Below are 20,636 nucleotides of genomic sequence, written 5' to 3'. Positions count from 1 at the left end.
GGCCTTGTCGATCAATGGTCCCCCAACAGGGCTGCCTGGATATCGCGTTCGCGCCGTCGTTCATTCCGGGTGAGGACGACCGACGAAACGGTTACCCCGATCGCCACCACGGCGACGATCAGGCTGCCCAGGGCGTTGATATCGGGCGTGACGCCGAGCCGGACCTTGGCCCAGACCAGCATCGGCAAAGTGTTGTAGCCGGGGCCATTGGTGAAACTGGTGATCACGACATCATCGAGCGAGATCGTGAAAGCGAGCAGCCAGCCCGACAGGATCGCCGGCGATATGACCGGCAAAGTGATATCGCGCAAAACCTGCCAGGGCGTCGACCCCAGATCCAGCGCAGCCTCTTCAATCGAAATGTCGATCGCCGACAATCGCGAGGTGATGACCGTGGTGACATAGGTCATGCTGAACGTGATGTGTGCGATCAGCAGGGTGGAAAATCCGCGTCGGGCGGGCCATCCGATCCACTTCGCCATCAGCAGGAACAGCATCAGCGTGGAAACCCCGGTCAGCACTTCGGGCATGACCAGCGGCGTGCTGATCAGCCCGGACAGCATCGTCCGCCCCCTGAACGGCCCGAACCGCACCAGCGCAATGCCCGCCATCGTGCCCAGGATCGTGGCGACCGTGGCGCTGATCAGCGCGAGCCGCAGGCTCAACCAAGCCGCGTCGAGGATTTGCGTGTTTTCGAACAGTCTGGCGTACCACACCGTGGAAAACCCGCCCCACACCGTGACCAGCCGCGATTTGTTGAACGAAAAGACGATCAGCGAGATGATCGGCGCATACAAATAGACATAGCCCAGGGCCATCATCGTCAGCAGGAACGTCGAAAGCCGCTTCATGGCGCGCCTCCGGCTTCGGCGCGCGACTGATAGCGGGTATAGGCCATCAATGGCACAACCAGCACGAACAGCAGCGCCACCGAGATTGCCGCCGCCATTGGCCAATCGTGATTGAGCCCGAATTCCTGGGAAATGATTGCCCCGATCATCGGGTCGGACATGTTGCCGACCAGGCTCGGGATGACCAGTTCACCGGCCGAGGGGATGAACACCAGCAGTCCGCCCGCGATGATGCCGGGCATCGACAGCGGCAGGGTCACATCGAGAAACACCTGGTAGGGGCGCGAACCAAGATCCATCGCGGCCTCATCAAGCGTCCGATCGAGTTTTTCGAGATTGGCATAGAGCGGCAGGATCATGAACGGCAGATAAGAATAGACCACCACGAATATGACGGCAAAATTGGTGTACATGATCTGGATATTGGCAAGATGCCAGGCCTGCGGAACCAGGATATTATAGAGCACTGTCAGCAGGCGATTGAACCAACTGTTGTTGCCCATCAGACCGATCCACGCGTAGACCCGCAACAGAAACGAGGTCCAGAACGGCAGGACTATCAACATCAGCAGGACACGATTGGCCGCCTTTGAAACCCGCGTCAGACCCAGCGCCATGGGATAGCCGATCAGCAGGCAAAGCACCGTTGCAATCGACGCATTGAACAGCGACACGCTGAACGAGCGGATATAAATGCTGTCGGTAAAAAGCCTCTGGAAACTGGCGATCGAGACAAACGGCCAGGTGTGCACAAACTGGTACGGCGGCGAATTGAGCACCGGCACGGCAAAACTGAGCGCCGTCACGATACAGATCGGCGCGAGAATGAACACGATGGCCCATGCATAGGGCACGCCGACGATGATATCGGACCATCCCCTGCGATCGAACCACCCCCCCGGCTTCACGCCTCGTCCTCGAAGATCATGATCGCCTTGGGATCGATCGACAGATAGACTTCGTCTTCCCACGTGGCGACGATTTCATCATCGCCGGCGCGCAGATCGTTGGTGGCATTCACGCGAACCAGCGCCTGTGTTGCCATTTTTATGCGATAAAGCGAATCCTTGCCGAAATAGCCGAAATCCAGCACCACGCCTTGTATCGTGTTGCCCATACCGTCGGGCTTTTGGCGCGACATGTGCACTTTTTCCGGCCTGAATGCGCACGTCAGCCTGCCCTTGCCGCGCAGATCGCCGCGCCTGAGCGCGCGCAAGGTGATGCCGAGGTCGGGAACGGCAACGTCTGCAAAATCGCCGTCGATCCGAACGAGTTCGCCATCGAACAGATTGACCGATCCGATGAACGAGGCAACAAACCGGCTGCCGGGAAATTCATAGACATTCTTTGGCGTATCGAGTTGCCGGATCGCGCCACGATCCATGATGGCGATCCGCGAAGCCAGGGTCATCGCCTCTTCCTGGTCATGGGTGACCACCACAAAGGTTATGCCGGTTTCGTACTGAATATTGGCAATTTCAAATTGGGTCTGTTCGCGCAATTTCTTGTCCAGCGCGCCCAGCGGTTCATCCAGCAGCAGCAGCTTGGGCTGTTTGGCCAGGGCACGGGCCAGCGCCACGCGCTGGCGCTGGCCGCCGGAGAGCTGGTGCGGATGGCGCCGCGCAAAATCGCGCAGTTGCACCAGATCGAGCATTGCCGCCACGCGGTCGTCGCGCTCTGATTTGGCCATCCGCTCGTGCTTCAGGCCATAGCCGATGTTCTTTTCAACGGTCATATGCGGAAACAGCGCATAGGATTGGAACATCATGTTGACCGGGCGATGGTACGGCGCAATCCCGGCCATATCCTCCCCATCGATGAAAATCTGGCCGGAACTGGGCTGCTCGAACCCCGCCAGCATGCGCAGAAGCGTCGTCTTGCCGCAGCCGGACGAGCCCAGCAGCGCAAACAGTTCCCCTTTGCCGATATCGAGCGACACGCCGTCCACGGCGGTGAAACTGCCAAAGCGCTTTGCGACATTGCGGACCGATATAAACCGGTCGGACGCACGGCCGGGTGGCGTGGGTGATTGGCGATCCGGGTCCCCCATTGTTTCCACCGCCTAGCCTGCCTTGATCGCGTTGAGGGCATCGTTGATCAGGCGGCTGTCCGCCGCCGACAGGGATTTGGGGGCATAGAGCCGCGCCAGCACATCCCTGGTCGGGTAAATGGTGGGATCATCCAACACGCTGCGATCGACGAATTTGCGCGAGGCGAGATTGGCGTTGGCGTATTTGATGTGATTGGTACACTGGGCAATCACTTCGGGAATCATCATGTAATTGAGGAATTTATAGGCATTATTTTTGTTAAGTCCGTCAGAGACGATGCAATACATATCCACCCATGCCGGCGATTTGGTTTTCGGCACGAAATATCCGAGATTGATGTCGACACCTGCCTCTTTGGCGCGCCGACGGGCCGTGGCATAGTCCCCGGACCAATTGTTGACGGCGCACATCTCTTTATTGGGCAATGACACCAGAAAATTCGAACTGTCGAAGGTTCGCACATAGGGCCTGATGCGCTTGACGGTCTTTACGACGTCATCCATCACCGCCTTGGTGTAGACATCCTGGGGCTTGCCCAAATAGGACATCACTTCCCAGATCAGCGACTGGTCATCGAGCAGGGAAATTCCGCAATCGGCCAGTCTGGACGCATTGGCCGGGTCAAGGATGGTATCCAGAGATTCCAGGTCGGCACCGGGAAGACGCTGGCGGACCATGTCCAGATTGTAGGTCATGCCCGTCGAGCCCCACATATAGGGCACGCCATAGGCATTGTCCTGATTATAGCCCGAAGCAATCGACAGCACCGCCGGGTCGAGATTTTTCCAGTTCGGCAATCTGCGTTTGTCGAGCCGGTCGTAGACACCCGCCTTAACGAAATCCCGCAGTGTGACACCGGAGTGGATGACCACATCATAGCCGGTGCTGCCCGCGAGCATCTTGGCTTCCATTTCCGGGGTGGAATTATAGGTATCGTAATTGACCTTTATGCCGGAAATTTTTGAAAAATCGGCAATGGTGGTTTCGCCGATATAGTCGGCCCAACTGTAGATATTCAGACCATCTTCGATTTTCGCGCAGCTCATGCACCAGGGTATCGCGAGCAATGGCGCAGACACCTTCAGCGCTTCGCGGCGCGTGATGGTCATGATGCCCCCGGCCCGATCTGCACGAATATCTGCCGATCAACCATCGGTGCCGCGCAGGTTCGACTCTTGCCGCATGGCGGCATTGCGCTGCGCCATTTCGCCAGCGGCAGGCGGGGTGGCCATCCGCACGACCGGCAGGACCTGGCGCAACTGATCGTGGTGCCTGCGCACGCCGATTTCCAGATCGGACAAGTGGAAGTCTTCGAAGGCCGACGATTTCATCGATTCATTCGACCAGATCGACAGTTGCCGATCCTCTTCGAACGTATCGCGATCGATCCGGGCCATCAGGTATCGGGCCAGTTTCTGCTGCCGGGTTTCCGTCGGATAGCGGTAAACCGAGGTGCGGACGATCGACCGGTTCACGTCGACCGGCAGCTCCTGATAGAAATAGGCCGCTTCGGGTCCCAGGAAAAAGACATTGTTGGGAAACAGGCCGAAATAGGACCACAAATGATGACGCTCTGCCGGCAGGCCCGCCTGGGGCTGCGTCAGCCTGGTATAATTGCGCACGCTCCAGCGGCGGCCGCTGTTCGGCGAAAACGTGCCTTTGGCCACCGACAGCCCCGGGCCGTACTGCAAGTCCTTGTAATTAAAACCGTAAAGATCCTGAAGCGCGGGGTGGGCGATGGGCACGTGATAGCCTTCGTTGTCGACATCGCGCACCGATTTCCAGTTGACCGCCAGCTCTGAAAATTGCGGAACGCCGGTCGGGACCAGGCTTTCGGTCTGGTGCATGGCAAATTCGGCCTGGTAGGGCTGAAGGTGCTCCTTCACCGATTTTTGCGGCCCGGGACTGAACCGGATGAACAGGAAACCCATCCATACTTCCAGTTCGATCGGGGCAAGACCGAACTTGGATTTGTCCATGCCGGGATAGGAATCCGGCCGCGCCGGTCCGCGCAAGGTGCCGTCGAAATTGTAGACCCAGCCGTGAAACGGGCAGACAATCGCATTCGTGCAATGGCCGGTCTGGTTCGCCACGACACGCGATCCCCGGTGGCGGCACAGATTGTGGAAGGCGCGGCATTGACCATCATCGCCGCGCATCACCATCGCCCGTTCCGGCCCGACATCGAACGTGATGAAATCGCCCGGTTTTGGCACATCGCTGACATGACCGACGATCTGCCAATGGGTCTTGAACAGCTCCTCCATCTCCAGCGCCAGCAAGGCTTCGTTGTGATAGGCCCAGCCGGGCAGGCCACGACGATCCCAGTCGTGATTGGCCCGATCATGCTTGGGCAGATCTTGTGTCGCTGCATTGGTCATATTGCCACCTCGACTTGCGGTTTCTTGCGCCCTGCGGATGATGATTACGGATTCACGGCGGTCCGGACTAATGCTTTATCATGACATGCCGGGCGACAGAGTAATCCTCCAGGCTGTAGACCGACAGGTCCTTGCCATAGCCCGAATTCTTCATGCCGCCGTGCGGCATCTCGCTGGTCGACAGGAAATGGGTGTTCACCCAGGAAACGCCGTATTGCAGACGCTTGGTGATCGCCATCGCCCTGCCGATGTCGCGCGTCCATACCGAGGATGACAGGCCGTAAGGGCTATCATTGGCAAAGCTAAGCGCCTGCTCCGCGCCTTCGAAACGGGTAACCGACACCACCGGCCCGAACACTTCGCTGCGGACGATCTCATCATCCTGCGCCGCATTGGCGACGATCGTGGGTGCATAGAAAAACCCTTCGCGATCGAGCGCCCTGCCCCCGCAGACGATCTCGGTATGCGGCAGTTCGGCGGCGCGTTCGACAAAGCTGGCGACGCGCGCGCGCTGTTTGGCGTTGATGATCGGGCCCATCTCGACACCCTCGTCATAGGGTGCGCCGACCTTGATCGTGCTGACCGCGGCGGAAAATTCCGCGACAAAACGCTCGTAGATCCCGCTCTCGGCATAGATCCGGCAGGCCGCCGTGCAATCCTGCCCGGCGTTGTAAAAGCTGAACACCCGCAGCCCTTCGATCGCGGCGGCAATGTCGCAATCGTCGAACAGGATGACCGGGGCCTTGCCGCCCAGTTCGAGATGCGTGCGCTTGATCGTGCGGGCCGCGCTTTCGATCACGCGCTGGCCGGTAAGCACATCGCCCGTTACCGCAATCATGCTGATGGCCGGCTGGCTAGCCAGCGGTGCACCGACACTTTCCCCGCGCCCGGTGATGACATTGATCACGCCCTTGGGAAAGATATCCGCTGCCAGACCTGCCAGCGCCAGTGCCGTCAGCGGGGTCTGTTCGGATGGTTTGAGCACCACGCAATTGCCCGCAGCGAGCGCGGGCGCCAATTTCCACGAGGCCATCCACAAGGGATAGTTCCAGGGCACGATCGAGGCGACCACCCCGATCGGATCGCGCCGGACATAGCTGGTGCACCCCTCCAGATATTCACCCGCCGAGATCGCCATCATGCAGCGGATGGCGCCCGCGAAATAGCGGAACACATCGGCGACGCCCGGAATCTCGTCCGCCACCATGGTCGCATGGGGTTTGCCGCAATTCAGGCACTCGAGCGCCGCCAGGGCCGCGCCATGGCTTTCGATACGCGCGGCCAGTTCCATCAGCATCTCGGCACGGGCGCGTGGCGTGGTGGCCGACCAGGCGGGGAAGGCCGCCGATGCCGCCGCCACCGCCGCCATGATCTGGTCTTCGGACGCTTCGGGAATGTGGGCGATCACCGCGCCGGTCGCCGCGTTGAAGATCGGTTCGGCCGGACCGGTGCCGACCACAAACGCGCCATTGATCAGCAACTTGTCGTTGAGCATTGCCTGCGCCACGGCCCGGTCACCCATTTATCGATGCACAGTCTATCGATGCATGACAGCAGATTAGGCACGGTCATCGAAGCGCGACAAATCGGAATATTGGCGACGATCTATCGCATTTATCTATACCTCAAAACCCGCCTTGGTTCTGTAGACCTCGCCCGCGATTTCTATCAGCCCCAGCGTGTTGGCGCCGACCGGATATCCACGGCGCCAGGCAAGACCGATCGAGACCGGTTCGATCGGGGCAGAAAAATCCCGCGTTTCCAGACGATCGCCGTCGAGCGACCAATTGCGGAAGATGAAATCGGGCAGGATCGCACAACCCACGCCGCGCGCGACCAGATTGCGCACCGCCTCGATCGAGGTGGTGCGGATCAGCATGTCGTCTGGCACATGGCGCGAAACCTCGCGCAAGTGGAGAAAGTCGCCCAACGCCTCGTGCTGCAGATAGACCAGCCGGTGCCGCGCCAGGTCCGCCCAGTCGAGGCATTCGGCACAGGCCAGCGGGTGGCTGGGCGAAACCCACACATGCCAGGGCGATTCGACCATCAACTGGGTGTGAAAGGCACGCGACCCCTCCAGGCCCGACAGCAACACCACCGCCGCATCGATTTCCCCGCCCAGCAGATGGTGGCGCAGGAATTCGGTGCGATGTTCCACCACATTGACCGAAACATCGGGATACGAGCGCCCATAGCGATCAAGAATCGGCGCCAGGAAATACCCGATCAGCAGGGGCGTAATGCCCAGCGCCAGGCTGCCAGCCAAAGGACTGTCCAGCCTTTTGCGTACGGCGTTGCAAGTACGGTCATACGCCGACATCAAGTTTTCAGCGTGACGCAGGAAAATATGACCTTCATGGGTCAGGGTCATCCCGCGCGCATGACGCTGAAACAACTTGACGCCGACTTCTACCTCTATGTTACGGATGGCGGCGGTCACTGCGGATTGTGAGATATTGACTCGCTGCGTCGCACCGGTGATCGATGCTTCCTTTGCAACCGCAATGAAATACTGCAAGGAGCGGATCGAGATCATTGCGGTTGTGACATGCTCCGCGCGACAGGATTGAAGCCGCGATCAGCATATCGAAAAAACAAATATCCGCCTATGACTTTCGCATCCTCAAGATCATCAACCGGCCGGAGACTGCATGCATGCCACCGCGGCGCAGTGCCTGACAGCGATTGCAGTTCGGGCTCGCCACGACTAGAAGACCGCATGCACAATCGATTGCACTGATGGATCGGATTTGGCATCGAAGGAGAGGGAAAATGGACCTGACACGACGCGATCTGCACCGGGGCGTGGCGGCGACCGCCGCGGCGCTGATGATGGCACCGGGCGTGCGGGCGCTGGCCGACAGCGGGCCTTCTGCCCACGCGCTCGAACGCGTCGATCCTGAACTGAGACCCGCGGCGCAGGCGATGCTGGCGCAGCAATTCCCGCCGCTGACCCGGGCCGGTTTGCCCGCAATGCGCGCATCCTGGGTTGCGCCGTCCACGCTGCCGCCCCCTGCCCCGGCGGTCGAGCTGCGAACCGTGCCCGGTCTGGCTGGCGATCCCGCTGTCGCCGTGCAACTGATTGGCGCGGCACCGGGCGCTTCGCCCCTTCGCCCGGCGATCCTGCATATCCATGGTGGCGGCATGATTTCGGGCCGCGCGCAGAACATGACCGCCTTTTGCCAGACGCTGGCCGCCGATCTTGGCTGTGTTGTCGTCAATGTCGACTATCGCCTGTCGCCCGAAACGCCGTTCCCCGGCCCGGTCAATGACGCCTATGCCGCGCTCGTCTGGCTGTTCCGCAACGCGGCCACGCTGGGTGTCGATCCTGCCCGGATTGCGGTGATGGGCGAGAGCGCGGGCGGCGGACTGGCCGCGCTGGTGGCGATTGCCGCGCGCGACCGTGGCGAAGTGCCGCTGTGCTATCAGGCGTTGCTCTATCCGATGCTCGACGATCGCACCGGCACCGTGCCGATGCAGCCGGCGGTCAGGCCGATCGGCTGGTCGGCAGAGGCCAACGTGTTTGGCTGGTCATGCTTTCTGGGGGTTCCGGCGGGGTCTGACCGTGTGCCGCGACAGGCGGTTCCGGCGCGTGTGGCCGATCTGGCCGGTCTGGCGCCGTGCTTCATCGGCGTCGGTGCAATCGATCTCTTTGCGCAGGAAGACATCGACTATGCGCGGCGCCTGATCGTCGCCGATGTGCCGGTGCAGTTGCACGTGACGCCGGGCGCCTATCACGCCTTTGATTTTGTCGTGCCCCAGGCGCGCGTTTCGCGCGAATTCACGGCGGCGTGGCAAAGTGCGCTGCGGGCCGCGTTCGCGGTGCACGGCTGATGCGCAAAGTTGAACCGGCAGTGGATCGACGGACCCTGCTGACGGCGGCCGGTGCGGGCCTGATCCTGGCATCGGCGGCCGGCGATGCGGCGGCGCAATCCGCAACAGCGGCGCCAAATCCGCTCGGGCCGCTGTCGCCCGCATGGCGCGCGGCGGAAACCATCCCGCTGTGGGACGAGGCACCGCCAGAGGGCGGGTTTGCGCCAACGCCGGTGCCGGCCGATGCACCACCGGGGTTCTTTCGCAACGTGGCGACCCCGCTGCTGCATGTGTTCCGGCCGCGCCGTGGCAATGGCTGCGCCGTGCTGCTGATCCCCGGCGGCGCCTATACGTTCATCGTCGGCACGCATGAAGGCGGCGACACTGCCGAGGCGCTGGCGCTGCGCGGTTATACTGTGTTCGTGCTGATCCACCGCCTGCCAGGCGAAGGATGGCACCATCGCTCGATCGTTCCCTTGCAGGATGCGCAACGCGCGATGCGCATCATCCGCGCCAGGGCCAGCCGCTATGCGATCGAGCCCGCACATGTCGCGGTGCTGGGCTATTCGGCGGGTGGCCATCTGGCGGCATCGCTGGCGACGGCCTATGCCGAACCGACGTATGCGCCGCGCGACAGCGCAGACAGTCTGGATGCGCGGCCGTGCGCCGCCGGTCTGATCTATCCGGTCATCACCCTGATGCCGCCGCTGACCAACGCCCAGACAGCACGATCGCTGCTGGGCGATGCGCCCGATGCGGCGCTGATCGACCGGCGTTCGCCCGACCGGCACGTCGATGCGGCCACACCGCCGACATTTCTTGCCCATGCGCTGGATGATACCGCCGTGCCACCCGAAAACAGCCTTCAGATGCTGGCGGCGCTGCGCAAGGCCAAAGTGCCCGCCGAAGCGCACTTCTTTGAACACGGCGGCCATGGCTTTGGGCTGGGAACCCCCGGCACATCCAATGCCCTATGGCCCGCCCTGTTCGACGCCTGGCTTGGTCGCCATGGCGCCGCCTAGGTGGCGTGGAAAAGCTCCCGATTGGCTGTAATGGTTGGTTCGGGAGGGAAGCGGATGTTATTCCACTCGCTTCCAAACGAAGATGAGGCAGTCCTTTATCGCCAGGGTTGAAATCACGCCAATGAAGAGATTGGCATCATGGTTGTGAGTGATGTGCATTAGCACGAGAATGACTCCAAATGCAGCACCGATCAAGAGCGCCAAAAGCTGGACAATCACGTCTCTCACAAGGGTAAGTATCAGGATTTTTCGATCCTAGTCAACGGCAGCAACTGCGGCGTCTCCGGCCATACGACTGGGCACCAGTCCGTGGTCGAATTTGCCCACCCCGCCCAAAGCGCAGCGGGTGTGCCCTCAACCGCCCCTGTGACCGAGATGCCGATCGAAGAAGCGGACGATCACGTCATAGGCCTGACGCGATTCGGGTACGTCGGCGTTGTAGAAAAAGCCGTGGAACAGTCCTTCCCAGACGTGCAGATCGCTCTCCACGCCCAGCCGAACCAGTTGTGTGTGCGCGTGGATCGCCGAACTGACCTCAAACCCGCGTGAAGCAGTGATGATCAGCGTTGGCGGAAAGCGGCGCACGACGGCATCGGACGATCCCGGCGAAACCAGCGGGTCGTTAGGGTCTGTTCCCGCAAAATAGGCCAGTTTCGATGCCGTGCCCGGATCGGCGGGTGGCCAGGCCGGGGCGGCACGGCCTTCGCCCAGCGGAGCGGCCACAAAATCGGCATCGCCGCCAAACCCAAAGCCCGACATCGTCAGGCCCGCGCAGAAGATGCCAATCGCCCCCGGCCGGGGCAAACCGTGCGCCTGAAACCACGCGGTGGCCATGCCGGTCAACATGCCGCCCGCAGAGCACCCGTAGATGCCGATATTGCGGGCCGGATAGCGGCGCAACAGCGCCTGGTAGACTTTGGCGACATCCTCGCTGGCCGCAGGAAAGCGATGGCCCGGCGCCTCGCGATAATCGACCGAGACCACCCGGATGCGCCCCAGCGTGGCAATCGGAATTGATTCAAGCTCTGCACAACCGGGGAAACAGCCGGAAAAGCCGCCGCCGTGCAGGTTGATCAGCACCCGCTGGCGGTTCTGCTTTGCAATCCCGGACTGCGGGGCATAGTCGTAGACAGGCACGCCCCCCAGCGTGGTCGCCACCCGCCGGTGGGCAAACAGCGCATTCTGGCGCTGCAGATAGGGCTCCATGAACACCGGCACGCCGTTGTTCTGCACCAGCATCGCCGGTTGCTGCATCTGGCGCAGGTGGTCGGCGACATAGGCCTTCGCCGCGGGACTGAGCATGCCGGACACCGGCACGGTCATCGCCGGAACATGCACCGTACCATCGCCATCGACGACGACCGGTGGTGCAGCCTGCGCCATCAGCACCTGGCCGGGGGCGATCGAAAACATCGCCAGCGCTGCGATCAGCACATCGCGGGCCTGTGTCAAAAACCGGTTGTACACCTTGTTCCTCCCCTGTCCGCTGCGCGAGTCCTGGCACGGCGCCGGGCCAATCAGACATCACTGCACAATCGATTGCAAGCAATACCTGCACACCGATCGACCAAGCCTGTTCAACGGTCTGTGCACCTGCCCATTGCCAGTCGTAATCGATTGCGCATATGGTGCTGCGACGACGGGTGCCAGGCCATGGCGACACGGCGCAGACGATCGGGATTTCTTATGACGACGCACGGCCAATGAGCGCAATTTGCACCCCCACCCATCTGCAATGGACCGCACGGCACACCGCCGCCATCGCGGCACAGGCCGACCATGTGATCCCGGTGATCGCCCCGGGCCATCGCAGCCTGCCCGCGGACCAGCGGCATGCCATGGACTTGTGGGACATGTGGCCGGTCGAACAGGCCGATGGCACGGCCGTACCGTTTGGCACGGGTACGTTATGGATGGGCCTGGTAGCACCGCGCATGTCCGATCCCGACGCCCGGCACGGTCTTGCGCGCATCCATTTTCTCCATCGCGAAACGCCAGGATCGGCGGGCGCGTGGTCGATCCTGGACCCGGTCTTTCCCGATCGCTTTACCCCCGGCAGCCGCGAATGGTCTGGCTCTGCGCTGTTCGATCCCGGCACAGCACGGCTTACCGTGTTCTTCACCGCGACCGGTCGCCGGGACGATGACGCCACCACGTTCGAACAGCGCATCTTCCAGGCCACCGGCGATCTCGCGCAGGCCGATGGCACCATCACCGTCACCAACTGGTCGGGCCCGCAGGAATCCTTCCGCCCCGACGGGCAGGCCTATCTGCGCGAAACCGCGCAGCGCGACGCTGGCGGCATGATCAAGGCGTTTCGCGATCCGGGTTTCTTCGAAGACCCCCGCGACGGCGCCCGCTATGTGTTTTTCACGGCATCCTCGGCACAGAGCGCATCGCCCTGGAACGGGCGGATCGGCGTCGCGTGTGCGCCGGCCGATACCATTGGGCCGTGGCGGCTGATGGACCCGGTGGTCTGTGCCGACGGCCTGAATGCAGAGCTTGAACGGCCGCACATGCGCAAGATTGGCGCGCACTATTATCTGTTCTGGTCGACCCATGGCAAAGTCTTTGCGCCCGGCACTCCGGCCGCCCCGACCGGGCTCTATGGCGCGGTGGCGCCCACCCCGCTGGGCCCGTTCGCACCACTGAACGGCACCGGGCTGGTCGCCGGAAACCCCGGCGCCCAGCCGTTGCAGGGTTATAGCTGGTGGGTTCTGCCCGATCTGTCGGTCAACAGCTTTGTCGATTGCCCCGCTGCGCGCGCCCTGGCCGATCTGGCGCAACCGACGGCGCACCGGGCTGCGTTTCAGGGGCATGTCGCACCGTTCTTCACACTCTTGGTGGATGGCGATCGCGCCAGGGTAGCCCCCGGCGCCTGATGGCAGTCAGGTCGACCCGCGCACGATCAGCACCGGATCGATGAGGATGCCCGGCGCATCCTCCCCCGCGATGCGCCGCATCAGCAGATCGACCATCAGCCCGGCGCCGTGCCGCAATTGCTGATCGACCGTAGTCAACGGAGGGGTCAGCAATTCACCGATGGGCAAACCGTCATAGCCCACCACGCGCACATCGTCGGGCACACGATAGCCCAGTGCGCCAAGCGCGCGGATCACCCCGATCGCCGAAACGTCGGCACCGGCCACGATCCCGTCGGGCATCAACGGGGTTGCGCGCAACAAGTCGAGGATGTCGGAATAGGCGGCGTTGAGCTCAAAGTGGGTGGGCAACCGGATCAGGCCATCGCCCAGCCCGGCCTCGGCCACCACTTCGCACACACCGGCAAATCGTTCACCGAATTCGGGGCCTTCGGTGGGCCCGGCAAACGCGATCCGGCGGCATCCGCGCTCGATCAGATGGCGTGCCGCCATGCGGCCGCCCTTGCGGTTTTGCGAACCCACCGCGCAATGGATCTGCCCCGGGTAGTGCCCGCCCCAGACCACCAGGGGTCGATAGCGGCGGGCAATCGCTTCGAGCGCGCCGAACTGGTTCGACTGGCCAATCACCAGCACGCCGTCGACCCGGCCCGAATTGGCAAGCCGTTCGACCCACAATTCATCGCGCGGGATGACACGCGACAACAACAGGTCATAGCCCAGTTCTGCCAGGGCGTCGGCCAGAAAACCGGTCATGGCATTGAAGAACGGGTCGGACAGGTGCTGGATATCTTCGTGCCCCAACGGCACCAGCACGCCAACGGTCGAGGTCTTTTGCTTGCGCAAGTTGCGCGCGACGATGTTGGGATGATAGCCCAGCTTTTGCGCCAGCGCGGCAATGCGCGCGCGCGTTTCATCGTTGACCCGCCCGGTTCCGGTCAGCGCGCGTGACACGGTCGCGGTCGATACACCCGCAAGCTCCGCGATTTCCTTGAGATTGCGAACCTTGGTGTAATCTGTTGTCATGCAGCCCTTCTGATAGGCACTTTGCACCAAATATCAATCATGACGCCGGGCCAACACCCGTTGCAAACGCGCGGCGCAACGCATCCAGCTTTGCCGCGATGAACTGGCGCGAAAGCGTGGCATCGGGCGCGGCACGGTCAAACCCGTGGAACGCGCCGGGGGTCACCAGCAGTTGCACAGGCACGCCCGCATCGGTCAGGCGCAGGGCATAGTCGACATCTTCGTGCAGGAACAGGTCGAGCCCGCCGACCGCGATGAACGCCGGGGCAAGCCCTGCCAGACTGGCCGTGCGGGCAGGAACCGCCGCGCGCGGAACATCGGCCGATCCCGGCGCGGTACCCAGGAACGCGGCCCAGCCAAACCGGTTCGACGGTCCGTCCCAGCCAATCCGCCCAAGCCCCGGTGCGGGATCGCGCCCGCTGCCGGTGCGATCATCCAGCATGGGATAGACCAGCGCCTGAAACACCAGCGGCACCGTGCCGCGATCGCGCGCGGCAATCGCCAGCAGCGCGGCATGGCCCCCGCCCGCGCTTTCGCCCATCACCGCGATACGCGCCCGATCGACGCCCAAAGCGGCAGCATTGTCATAGAGCCACACCAGCCCGGCGTGGTTTTCCTCGATCGAGCGGGTATAGCGCGCTTCCGGCGCCAGACTGTATTCGACCGAGACGATCGTGCAGTCGAGGTCGCGGGCAATGCCTTGCAGGAGGCGGCGCTCGGCGCGGGCCGAATCGACCACAAAGCCACCGCCGTGCGTGTGCAGGATGCCCGGCCTTGCCAGTCCCGGCCTGGCGTTGACGACATAGACCACAACTTCGCCGCCGATCGCCCGAACCGCAATGCGATGCTCGGCGATTGGCACGTCGGGTTCCGGTTCGACCATCTTGCCCGCCGCCAGCGTGCGCAGACGCGGCAGGCTGGTGGCATCGAGCGGACCGAACGCACGCGCCTGATCCAGCACGATGCGTGCCGCATCGCGCAGTTCGGGGGCGACCAGTGCCAGGGGATCGGTCATGCCGCCGCCCGCATCGGCAAGTGCAGACGATGCCCGCAGCGCGAGCGCCGCTGCCGAACCGGCCACGAACTGGCGCCGGCTGGGGCCGCTGCGGGGTGCCTGTCGTGCGTCATCGTCCATCACTCCGCCTCGTTCCGCCACCCCATTCAATAATGGACCCGGACCCTGGCGCCGAACGTGCGCGGGTGGGGCCCGGCCAGCAGGGTCGAGGCATTGGCTTCGGTCGGGCCCCGTTCATCCCCGATGTTCTGCCCGAACACCGACACCTCATAGGCGCCCTTGCTCAGCGTCAGACTGGCATTGACCAGTCCATAACTGCCCAGTTCGCTGATCCCGGTCGCCTGGACCGGGGTAGAGCCGGTCTTCGACCCCGAACCGGCGGCAATCAGGTTCCACCCCGACGCACCCAGCCGGGTGGTATAGGACGCATCGAGGCGCCAATTGTAGGCCGGGGTGCTGAACAGCCGCTGGCCATCTGCGGCAAGCGGATTGGCTGCGGCAAAGGCAGGCACGACATCGGTGAATTTCGACGAGTTGGCATTGCCCACCGCGGCCAGATGCAGACCGGGCAGCGGCGTCTTCCAATCGAGTTCGACATCCACCCCGGTGGTCCTGGTGTCGCCAAGATTGGCAAAGGCGGCCAGCCCGATCGACGTGTTGTAGGCGCTTTGCAGATCGGAATAGCGGATGTTGTAGACGCTGGCGCCAAAGCGCAGCGAGCCATCCGCAAGCGATCCTTTCACCCCGCCTTCGATATTGCGCAGGCGGTCGGGTTTGAGTGCAGTCGACGAGGGAATGCCGTCGTTGACGACCGCCTGCGCCTGCGCCTCCGATTGCAGGATGCCGCTGCGGAAACCGGTGCCGACATTGACGAACACGGTGACGTGCTTGATCGGATAATAGGCAAGATTGGCCCGCCAGGTGACCACGCTGGGGCTTTCCGAGCTGACAAAGGCGCCGGTCGGATCAAACGCCGATCGGTCATCGTGGAAATAGCGGATCCCCGCCAGCGGCACTAGCTTGCCATCGAACAAGTCATAGCTTGCTTCGCTGAAGAACGAATAGTTGCGGGTTTTCGTCGTGGTGCCACCCGCGATCTGCAGGGTGGGAAAGGCGATGTTGTAGACATAGGGCGATGAGGCGTTCTGGTAATAGGCCCCGAAAATCTGGTGATAGTTGCCGGTGTCTTTCAGCGTGAAGCGCAATTCGTTGGTGAAATTATGCGCCGCCTCGGCATTCGACAATCCGCCATTGCCCAGCCCCGGCAGGACGAGATTGGTCAACCAGCCCAGCGCGGAAATCTGATAGGATGACGCGTTGGTCATCTCGACATGGCCGAAATCATATTTGATCGTGCCGAACCAGTCGGTCGTCCGCGTGCGGTCATACCCCGGCGTGGTGCCCTGATAGGCCAGATAGGCCGGATCGAGCGAGGCCATTACTGACAGATAGTCCTGCGTCATGTGGAAATACCACACGCCCACCTTGATGGTCAGCCGGTCATCCGGCGCGATCAGCAAAGTGGCGCGGATATCGCGGTTCTTGATGTCGTTGGCATCGGACTTGTAGGGCGTGCCGACAGGCGCGCCGCTGTACACGTTGGCAAAGCCCGCCTGATAGTCATAGCCGCCGCTGACCCGCAGCGCGACTTTGTCCTGGATCAGCGGCACGGAAACCGCACCCGAAACCGTATAGTTGGGATCGCTGGCGCCGCGCGTGCCCGAAATGCCGGCCTCCGCATCGATTGTCAGCTTGTGCAGATCGGGGTCCTTGGTGTGAAAGATCATCACCCCGCCCATCGAACCCGATCCGTACAACGTGCCTTGCGGCCCCAGCAGCACTTCGACCCGATCGAGATCGAAATAGCGCAGCGGCGGCGCGAACTGGAAGTTGGGAATGCCATAGGCGGCATCGTCGAGGTAATAGCCGATCATGCCATCGCCGACGGTGCCGCCCGCGCCCGAGCCCCGGAACGCATAGACCTGTTCGCCGCCGCCGGTGGTACCGGTCTGCGACGCGCCGGGGATCAGGTTGATCAGATCGGTGATCGTGTTGACCTGCCTGGATTCCAGCTCCTTGCCTGAAAAGGCCTGGATCGACAGCGGCGTGGAAATCAGTGTCTGGCTGCCCTGCTTGGTGGCGGTGACGACGATTTCCGCTGGCTGGGCCGCATCGTCCGCCCCGGCCTGCACCGGCGACGATGGATCGGCCGCGGCCTGGGCCGCACCCGGCAAAAGCGACAAGGCGACCGCGCCGAGCGTAACACCTGTAAACAGGCGGGCTGCAGACTGAAACATGATTGGATCCCCTCCATGGCATTTACGGCTCTTGGTTCGACGGCACGACAAAGCGTTCCGTCGGTGCCAGGCAGGCCAGGTCCCGACACAGCCTCCCGCTGCCGGGACGCAGGGGATGAATTAATGCGTAATCGATTGCGCGTCAAGCGGCGACCTGTCGTCGGCAGGTAAAGCGATGGCGACTGCGACCGGGACGCACCCGGCCCAATCGCAAGATATGATTTTTTATCATTTATATTTAGATATTTATGGAATTCACGGCCAAGCATATCGGTCGCGCCGCTGTCACGCCAAATCACGCAACTACAATCGCGCCGATCCGCCAGGTGAAACTTGCGGAATCGTTATCCTAATGCGCGCTGATCAGCACGCCTGCACGATCCCGATCAGACCGAACGGCCGGTCACCACGCCGCCATCCCGGCGTCAGCCCCCGATCGGGCCACTGTGATTTGACGCCCGTGACCGGCGCGCGGAGGGTGAAATATGCATATTTTTCACAAAGATGGCTCAAAAATAAAAGATCGCCCATATCAGATATCGCTATAAGCATGTATTACTTTAAACAATTCCGACAAATTCGCCCACCTTTTAAGTAATATTATATGGAGCGATTGACATGACTGGCGTGACATCAAATAATACGCCCGCAGGTAAAACCGTCGCAATCATCGGTGGCGGTGTAATCGGCGCATCCTGGGCAGCCCTGTTTCTGGTGAACGGGCTCAAGGTCATCATCAGCGATCCTGATCCGGATATTGCCGCAAAGGCAGGCGCCACAATCGACGCGGCGCTGCATTCGCTGGTGGCGCTTGGGTATGCCGCCCAGGAATACGGCACGCGGCTGTCCTTCGAACAGGACAACCGCCTGGCCGTTGCGGCGGCCGATTTCGTGCAGGAATGCGCGCCCGAACGCGTTGAATTCAAGCAGGCACTTTGGCAAGCGATCGAAGCGGCGGCACCAGCCCACGCGCTCTTGCTGTCGTCGAGCTCATCCATTCCGGCATCGGTGCAGGCCGCGAAAATGGCCGATCCGGGGCGCCTGGTGATCGGGCATCCGTTCAATCCGCCCCATCTCATGCCATTGCTCGAAGTGGTCCCCTCACCGCAGACCAGCGACACCGTCACGGCCCGTGCACGCGCCTTTTACCGGGACATTGGCAAAGTCGCGCTGGTGCTGCGCAAGGAAATTTCCGGCTTTGTCGCCAATCGCCTGCAGGCGGCGATATTTCAGGAGTCTGTCTATCTTGTCGCACAAGGCGTCGTGACGCTTGATGAACTCGATGACGTGGTGACCAGTTCGCTTGGCATTCGCTGGGCGACATCGGGGCCGTTTCTCAGCTTTCACCTTGGCGGTGGTCCGGGCGGGCTGACCCATTTCATCGACCATCTCGGCCCGCCGCTGGAACAATCCTGGGCGACGCTGGGCAAGGCCGCATTCGATGCGCCGACCAAAGCACTGCTGGCAGAGCAAGTCGCCAGATCCTACGGGACCGAGGCCTTTTCGGCGTTGGCGGAAACGCGCGATGCGAAAGAGATTGCCGTTATCAACGGGCTTGGCGGAGTCACCTCGCAGAGCTGACGGTTTGGCGCCCTTTCGACTTTGCCGCGCGCAGTGCTGCAAAATGGCCGCAATCCATCACAAGGGAAAAACACCATGGCTCAGGCTGCCGGCCGGCTCTTGCTGCTCAACATCGGTTCCCCGTCACGCCTGCTGTCAACCTCGCTGCAGGGCGATGACATCCAGGTGCTCGCCTCTGGCCTGGGGCTGGTGCCCGACGGCATCGCAATCGACGCCGCCAACCGGTACATTTTCTGGACCTCGATGGGAACATCGCACGAGGGCGAGGATTTTTTTGCAAACGATGGCTCGGTCGGGCGCATGGATCTCGATGGCAGCAATCCCGTCACGATCGTGCCGGTCGGGCAAACCTTCACGCCAAAGCAGATCCAGTACGTGCCGTCGCTGCGCATGCTCTACTGGTGCGATCGCGAGGGGTTGCGCGTCATGCGCGCGCGTCCCGACGGGTCAGACCTGACCGTGCTCGTCGAGACCGGCGCAAGCGATCAGGACCGACAGGATCGGCGGCGTCATTGCGTCGGCGTCGCCGTCGATACCGCGGCGGGACACCTGTACTGGACGCAAAAGGGCCGCCCCGATGGTGGCGAAGGCAGGATCCTGCGCGCGCCGCTCGACCTGCCGCCGGGCGTCCTGCCTGGCGCGCGGCAGGATATCGACGTGCTGTTCGACGCTCTGCCCGAACCGATCGATCTGGAATGGGTGGGCGAAACCGGACATCTTTACTGGACCGACCGCGGCACACCGCCCGAAGGCAACACGCTCAACCGGGCGCGTATCCAGCCCGGCATTCCGCCCGCCCGCGAAATTCTGTTCAGCGGCCTGCATGAAGGTATCGGGCTGGCGATCGATCGGCGGAACCGGCGCGCCTATGTCAGCGATCTGGGCGGGTATGTGCATGCCCTCGATCTCGATCGCCCGGCCGAGGCGACCGTCATCTTCTCCGGGCACGGGCCGCTGACTGGCATAGCCATTCTCGCGGCATGACGGTGTTGCCATGTCGGGGCGCCGCGATGAGGCAGATCAGGCGCATGATCGCCCCGGCGCTATGCCTGTCGGGGGCAGCGCCAGGCGTTCCGGCGATGGCCGATCCATTGCCGGCGCACGCGAGCGGTCCGGTGCCAACCGAACCGGACGCGGCGTCAGGCGTCACCCTCGAATTCGGCCCCGGAAACCTGTCATTCAGCGCGGGCGCCACTGTCAGGGAAGCGGGCACGGTTGTACCGGGCGGCACGGTTGCGATCGCTGCCGATACCACGCTGATTGTCGAATTGGGGTATCGGTGGCGAAACCTGGGCATTTCACTGACCGGTGGGGTTCCGCCGCTGGCGCGCGTCCAGGCGGCCGGAACGCTGGCACCACTCGGCACGCTGGGGCAAATCCGTTATGGTCCGGTGGTCGCGAGCGCGCATTACCATCTATCAGGTCTCGGCCGGTTCCGCCCCTATATTGGCGGTGGTCCGGCGCTGTTGCTGGTGTTCGCCAATCACGATGATGCGGTAACCCGGTTGAATGTGCACGATCATTTCGGCGTCGTCGGCCAGATCGGCGCGGAATATCGGATTTCGCGGCACTTCGCGCTGACCATCGACGCGAAAAAGGCTGCGCTCAGGACCAACGCCACGGCCAATCTGGGGCCGGTGCCGATCGGTGCGGCGGTCCGCCTCGATCCCCTGGTCGTGGCCGCCGGTGCGTCATATCATTTCTGACCGGCCACCATAAC

At 62.5% G+C, this 20,636-nt stretch carries 17 protein-coding genes and 1 pseudogene; 6 read left to right on the top strand and 12 right to left on the bottom strand.

Going from position 1 to position 20,636, the window contains the following annotated elements:
* Positions 1–11 precede the first annotated feature (11 nt).
* The 8 genes and pseudogenes from AQZ49_RS04670 to AQZ49_RS22955 form a co-directional block, all read right to left on the bottom strand.
* Positions 12–851: an ABC transporter permease subunit gene (locus AQZ49_RS04670; protein ID WP_067613377.1), complete on the bottom strand. Its 840-nt coding sequence runs from the start codon at positions 849–851 to the stop codon at positions 12–14.
* Entirely contained in the window at positions 848–1,759 is a 912-nt protein-coding gene (locus tag AQZ49_RS04665; protein ID WP_067613376.1) for an ABC transporter permease, read from the bottom strand. Before AQZ49_RS04665 ends, AQZ49_RS04670 begins: the two co-directional genes overlap by 4 nt.
* Positions 1,756–2,901 carry an ABC transporter ATP-binding protein gene (locus AQZ49_RS04660; RefSeq protein ID WP_067613374.1) on the bottom strand — a complete coding sequence of 382 codons (1,146 nt, stop codon included), beginning with the start codon at positions 2,899–2,901 and terminating at the stop codon, positions 1,756–1,758. The genes AQZ49_RS04665 and AQZ49_RS04660 overlap by 4 nt, the downstream gene beginning before the upstream one ends.
* Positions 2,902–2,913: 12 nt before the next feature.
* On the bottom strand, positions 2,914–4,011 hold the full coding sequence (locus AQZ49_RS04655; RefSeq protein WP_067613372.1) for an extracellular solute-binding protein: 1,098 nt from the start codon (positions 4,009–4,011) through the stop codon (positions 2,914–2,916).
* Between the two features lie 36 nt (positions 4,012–4,047).
* Positions 4,048–5,283 carry an aromatic ring-hydroxylating oxygenase subunit alpha gene (locus tag AQZ49_RS04650; protein ID WP_067613371.1) on the bottom strand — a complete coding sequence of 412 codons (1,236 nt, stop codon included), beginning with the start codon at positions 5,281–5,283 and terminating at the stop codon, positions 4,048–4,050.
* Between the two features lie 67 nt (positions 5,284–5,350).
* Positions 5,351–6,805, bottom strand: a complete 1,455-nt coding sequence (locus AQZ49_RS04645; RefSeq protein WP_082701340.1) for a gamma-aminobutyraldehyde dehydrogenase — start codon at positions 6,803–6,805, stop codon at positions 5,351–5,353.
* Between the two features lie 96 nt (positions 6,806–6,901).
* Positions 6,902–7,549 carry a LysR substrate-binding domain-containing protein gene (locus AQZ49_RS04640; RefSeq protein ID WP_231738785.1) on the bottom strand — a complete coding sequence of 216 codons (648 nt, stop codon included), beginning with the start codon at positions 7,547–7,549 and terminating at the stop codon, positions 6,902–6,904.
* A 93-nt stretch (positions 7,550–7,642) separates the two neighbouring features.
* Positions 7,643–7,819 (bottom strand): annotated as a pseudogene (locus AQZ49_RS22955) (LysR family transcriptional regulator); the annotation flags it as partial.
* A gap of 236 nt (positions 7,820–8,055) precedes the next feature.
* On the opposite strand from AQZ49_RS22955, the gene AQZ49_RS04635 reads away from it, so the two are divergent.
* Together AQZ49_RS04635 and AQZ49_RS04630 are read left to right on the top strand one after the other, a co-directional pair.
* Positions 8,056–9,117, top strand: coding sequence for an alpha/beta hydrolase (locus tag AQZ49_RS04635; RefSeq protein ID WP_067613368.1), 1,062 nt, complete (start codon positions 8,056–8,058; stop codon positions 9,115–9,117).
* 20 nt (positions 9,118–9,137) lie between these two features.
* Complete coding sequence (locus AQZ49_RS04630) at positions 9,138–10,118, top strand: alpha/beta hydrolase (protein WP_231738780.1); 981 nt, start codon at positions 9,138–9,140, stop codon at positions 10,116–10,118.
* A 354-nt stretch (positions 10,119–10,472) separates the two neighbouring features.
* Here the strand turns inward: AQZ49_RS04630 and AQZ49_RS04625 are convergent, their stop codons facing one another.
* A complete protein-coding gene (locus AQZ49_RS04625) occupies positions 10,473–11,585 on the bottom strand; it encodes an alpha/beta hydrolase (RefSeq protein ID WP_231738777.1) in 1,113 nt (370 codons plus the stop codon).
* Between the two features lie 236 nt (positions 11,586–11,821).
* Between AQZ49_RS04625 and AQZ49_RS04620 the strand changes: the two genes are divergently transcribed.
* Positions 11,822–13,000 (top strand): glycoside hydrolase family 68 protein, encoded by a 1,179-nt coding sequence (locus AQZ49_RS04620; RefSeq protein WP_082701509.1) that lies wholly within the window; start codon positions 11,822–11,824, stop codon positions 12,998–13,000.
* Positions 13,001–13,006: 6 nt separating this feature from the next.
* Here AQZ49_RS04620 and AQZ49_RS04615 read toward each other — a convergent pair whose 3' ends face one another.
* Genes AQZ49_RS04615 through AQZ49_RS04605 form a run of 3 tightly spaced genes read right to left on the bottom strand, consistent with a single transcriptional unit; the run spans position 13,007 to position 17,335 of the window.
* On the bottom strand, positions 13,007–14,023 hold the full coding sequence (locus AQZ49_RS04615) for a LacI family DNA-binding transcriptional regulator (RefSeq protein WP_067613542.1): 1,017 nt from the start codon (positions 14,021–14,023) through the stop codon (positions 13,007–13,009).
* A 37-nt stretch (positions 14,024–14,060) separates the two neighbouring features.
* Complete coding sequence (locus AQZ49_RS04610) at positions 14,061–15,158, bottom strand: alpha/beta hydrolase (protein ID WP_067613363.1); 1,098 nt, start codon at positions 15,156–15,158, stop codon at positions 14,061–14,063.
* Between the two features lie 26 nt (positions 15,159–15,184).
* On the bottom strand, positions 15,185–17,335 hold the full coding sequence (locus AQZ49_RS04605; RefSeq protein WP_067613361.1) for a TonB-dependent receptor: 2,151 nt from the start codon (positions 17,333–17,335) through the stop codon (positions 15,185–15,187).
* Between the two features lie 618 nt (positions 17,336–17,953).
* On the opposite strand from AQZ49_RS04605, the gene AQZ49_RS04600 reads away from it, so the two are divergent.
* The 3 genes from AQZ49_RS04600 (at position 17,954) to AQZ49_RS04590 (ending at position 20,622) form a co-directional block, all read left to right on the top strand.
* Positions 17,954–18,916, top strand: coding sequence for a 3-hydroxyacyl-CoA dehydrogenase NAD-binding domain-containing protein (locus AQZ49_RS04600; protein ID WP_067613359.1), 963 nt, complete (start codon positions 17,954–17,956; stop codon positions 18,914–18,916).
* Positions 18,917–18,991: 75 nt separating this feature from the next.
* Positions 18,992–19,900, top strand: a complete 909-nt coding sequence (locus AQZ49_RS04595; protein WP_067613540.1) for a hypothetical protein — start codon at positions 18,992–18,994, stop codon at positions 19,898–19,900.
* A gap of 26 nt (positions 19,901–19,926) precedes the next feature.
* The gene (locus AQZ49_RS04590) at positions 19,927–20,622 is read left to right on the top strand and encodes an OmpW/AlkL family protein (RefSeq protein WP_197410918.1); all 696 of its coding nucleotides are present in this window, start codon (positions 19,927–19,929) and stop codon (positions 20,620–20,622) included.
* Positions 20,623–20,636: the final 14 nt, after the last annotated feature.

The organism is Novosphingobium sp. FSW06-99, from assembly GCF_001519065.1.
Lineage (GTDB): Bacteria > Pseudomonadota > Alphaproteobacteria > Sphingomonadales > Sphingomonadaceae > Novosphingobium.
Note: the sequence above shows the minus strand (reverse complement) of the source record. Positions and strands in the feature narration are given on the sequence as shown.

Excerpts from the sequence above, each read along its gene's own strand:
- AQZ49_RS04615 (WP_067613542.1), bottom strand. The coding sequence starts at position 14,023 with ATGACAACAGATTACACCAAGGTTCGCAATCTCAAGGAAATCGCGGAG.
- AQZ49_RS04645 (WP_082701340.1), bottom strand. The coding sequence starts at position 6,805 with ATGGGTGACCGGGCCGTGGCGCAGGCAATGCTCAACGACAAGTTGCTG.
- AQZ49_RS04610 (WP_067613363.1), bottom strand. The coding sequence starts at position 15,158 with ATGGACGATGACGCACGACAGGCACCCCGCAGCGGCCCCAGCCGGCGC.
- AQZ49_RS04620 (WP_082701509.1), top strand. The coding sequence starts at position 11,822 with ATGAGCGCAATTTGCACCCCCACCCATCTGCAATGGACCGCACGGCAC.
- AQZ49_RS04600 (WP_067613359.1), top strand. The coding sequence starts at position 17,954 with ATGACTGGCGTGACATCAAATAATACGCCCGCAGGTAAAACCGTCGCA.
- AQZ49_RS04650 (WP_067613371.1), bottom strand. The coding sequence starts at position 5,283 with ATGACCAATGCAGCGACACAAGATCTGCCCAAGCATGATCGGGCCAAT.
- AQZ49_RS04635 (WP_067613368.1), top strand. The coding sequence starts at position 8,056 with ATGGACCTGACACGACGCGATCTGCACCGGGGCGTGGCGGCGACCGCC.
- AQZ49_RS04595 (WP_067613540.1), top strand. The coding sequence starts at position 18,992 with ATGGCTCAGGCTGCCGGCCGGCTCTTGCTGCTCAACATCGGTTCCCCG.
- AQZ49_RS04670 (WP_067613377.1), bottom strand. The coding sequence starts at position 851 with ATGAAGCGGCTTTCGACGTTCCTGCTGACGATGATGGCCCTGGGCTAT.
- AQZ49_RS04660 (WP_067613374.1), bottom strand. The coding sequence starts at position 2,901 with ATGGGGGACCCGGATCGCCAATCACCCACGCCACCCGGCCGTGCGTCC.
- AQZ49_RS04605 (WP_067613361.1), bottom strand. The coding sequence starts at position 17,335 with ATGTTTCAGTCTGCAGCCCGCCTGTTTACAGGTGTTACGCTCGGCGCG.
- AQZ49_RS04655 (WP_067613372.1), bottom strand. The coding sequence starts at position 4,011 with ATGACCATCACGCGCCGCGAAGCGCTGAAGGTGTCTGCGCCATTGCTC.
- AQZ49_RS04590 (WP_197410918.1), top strand. The coding sequence starts at position 19,927 with ATGAGGCAGATCAGGCGCATGATCGCCCCGGCGCTATGCCTGTCGGGG.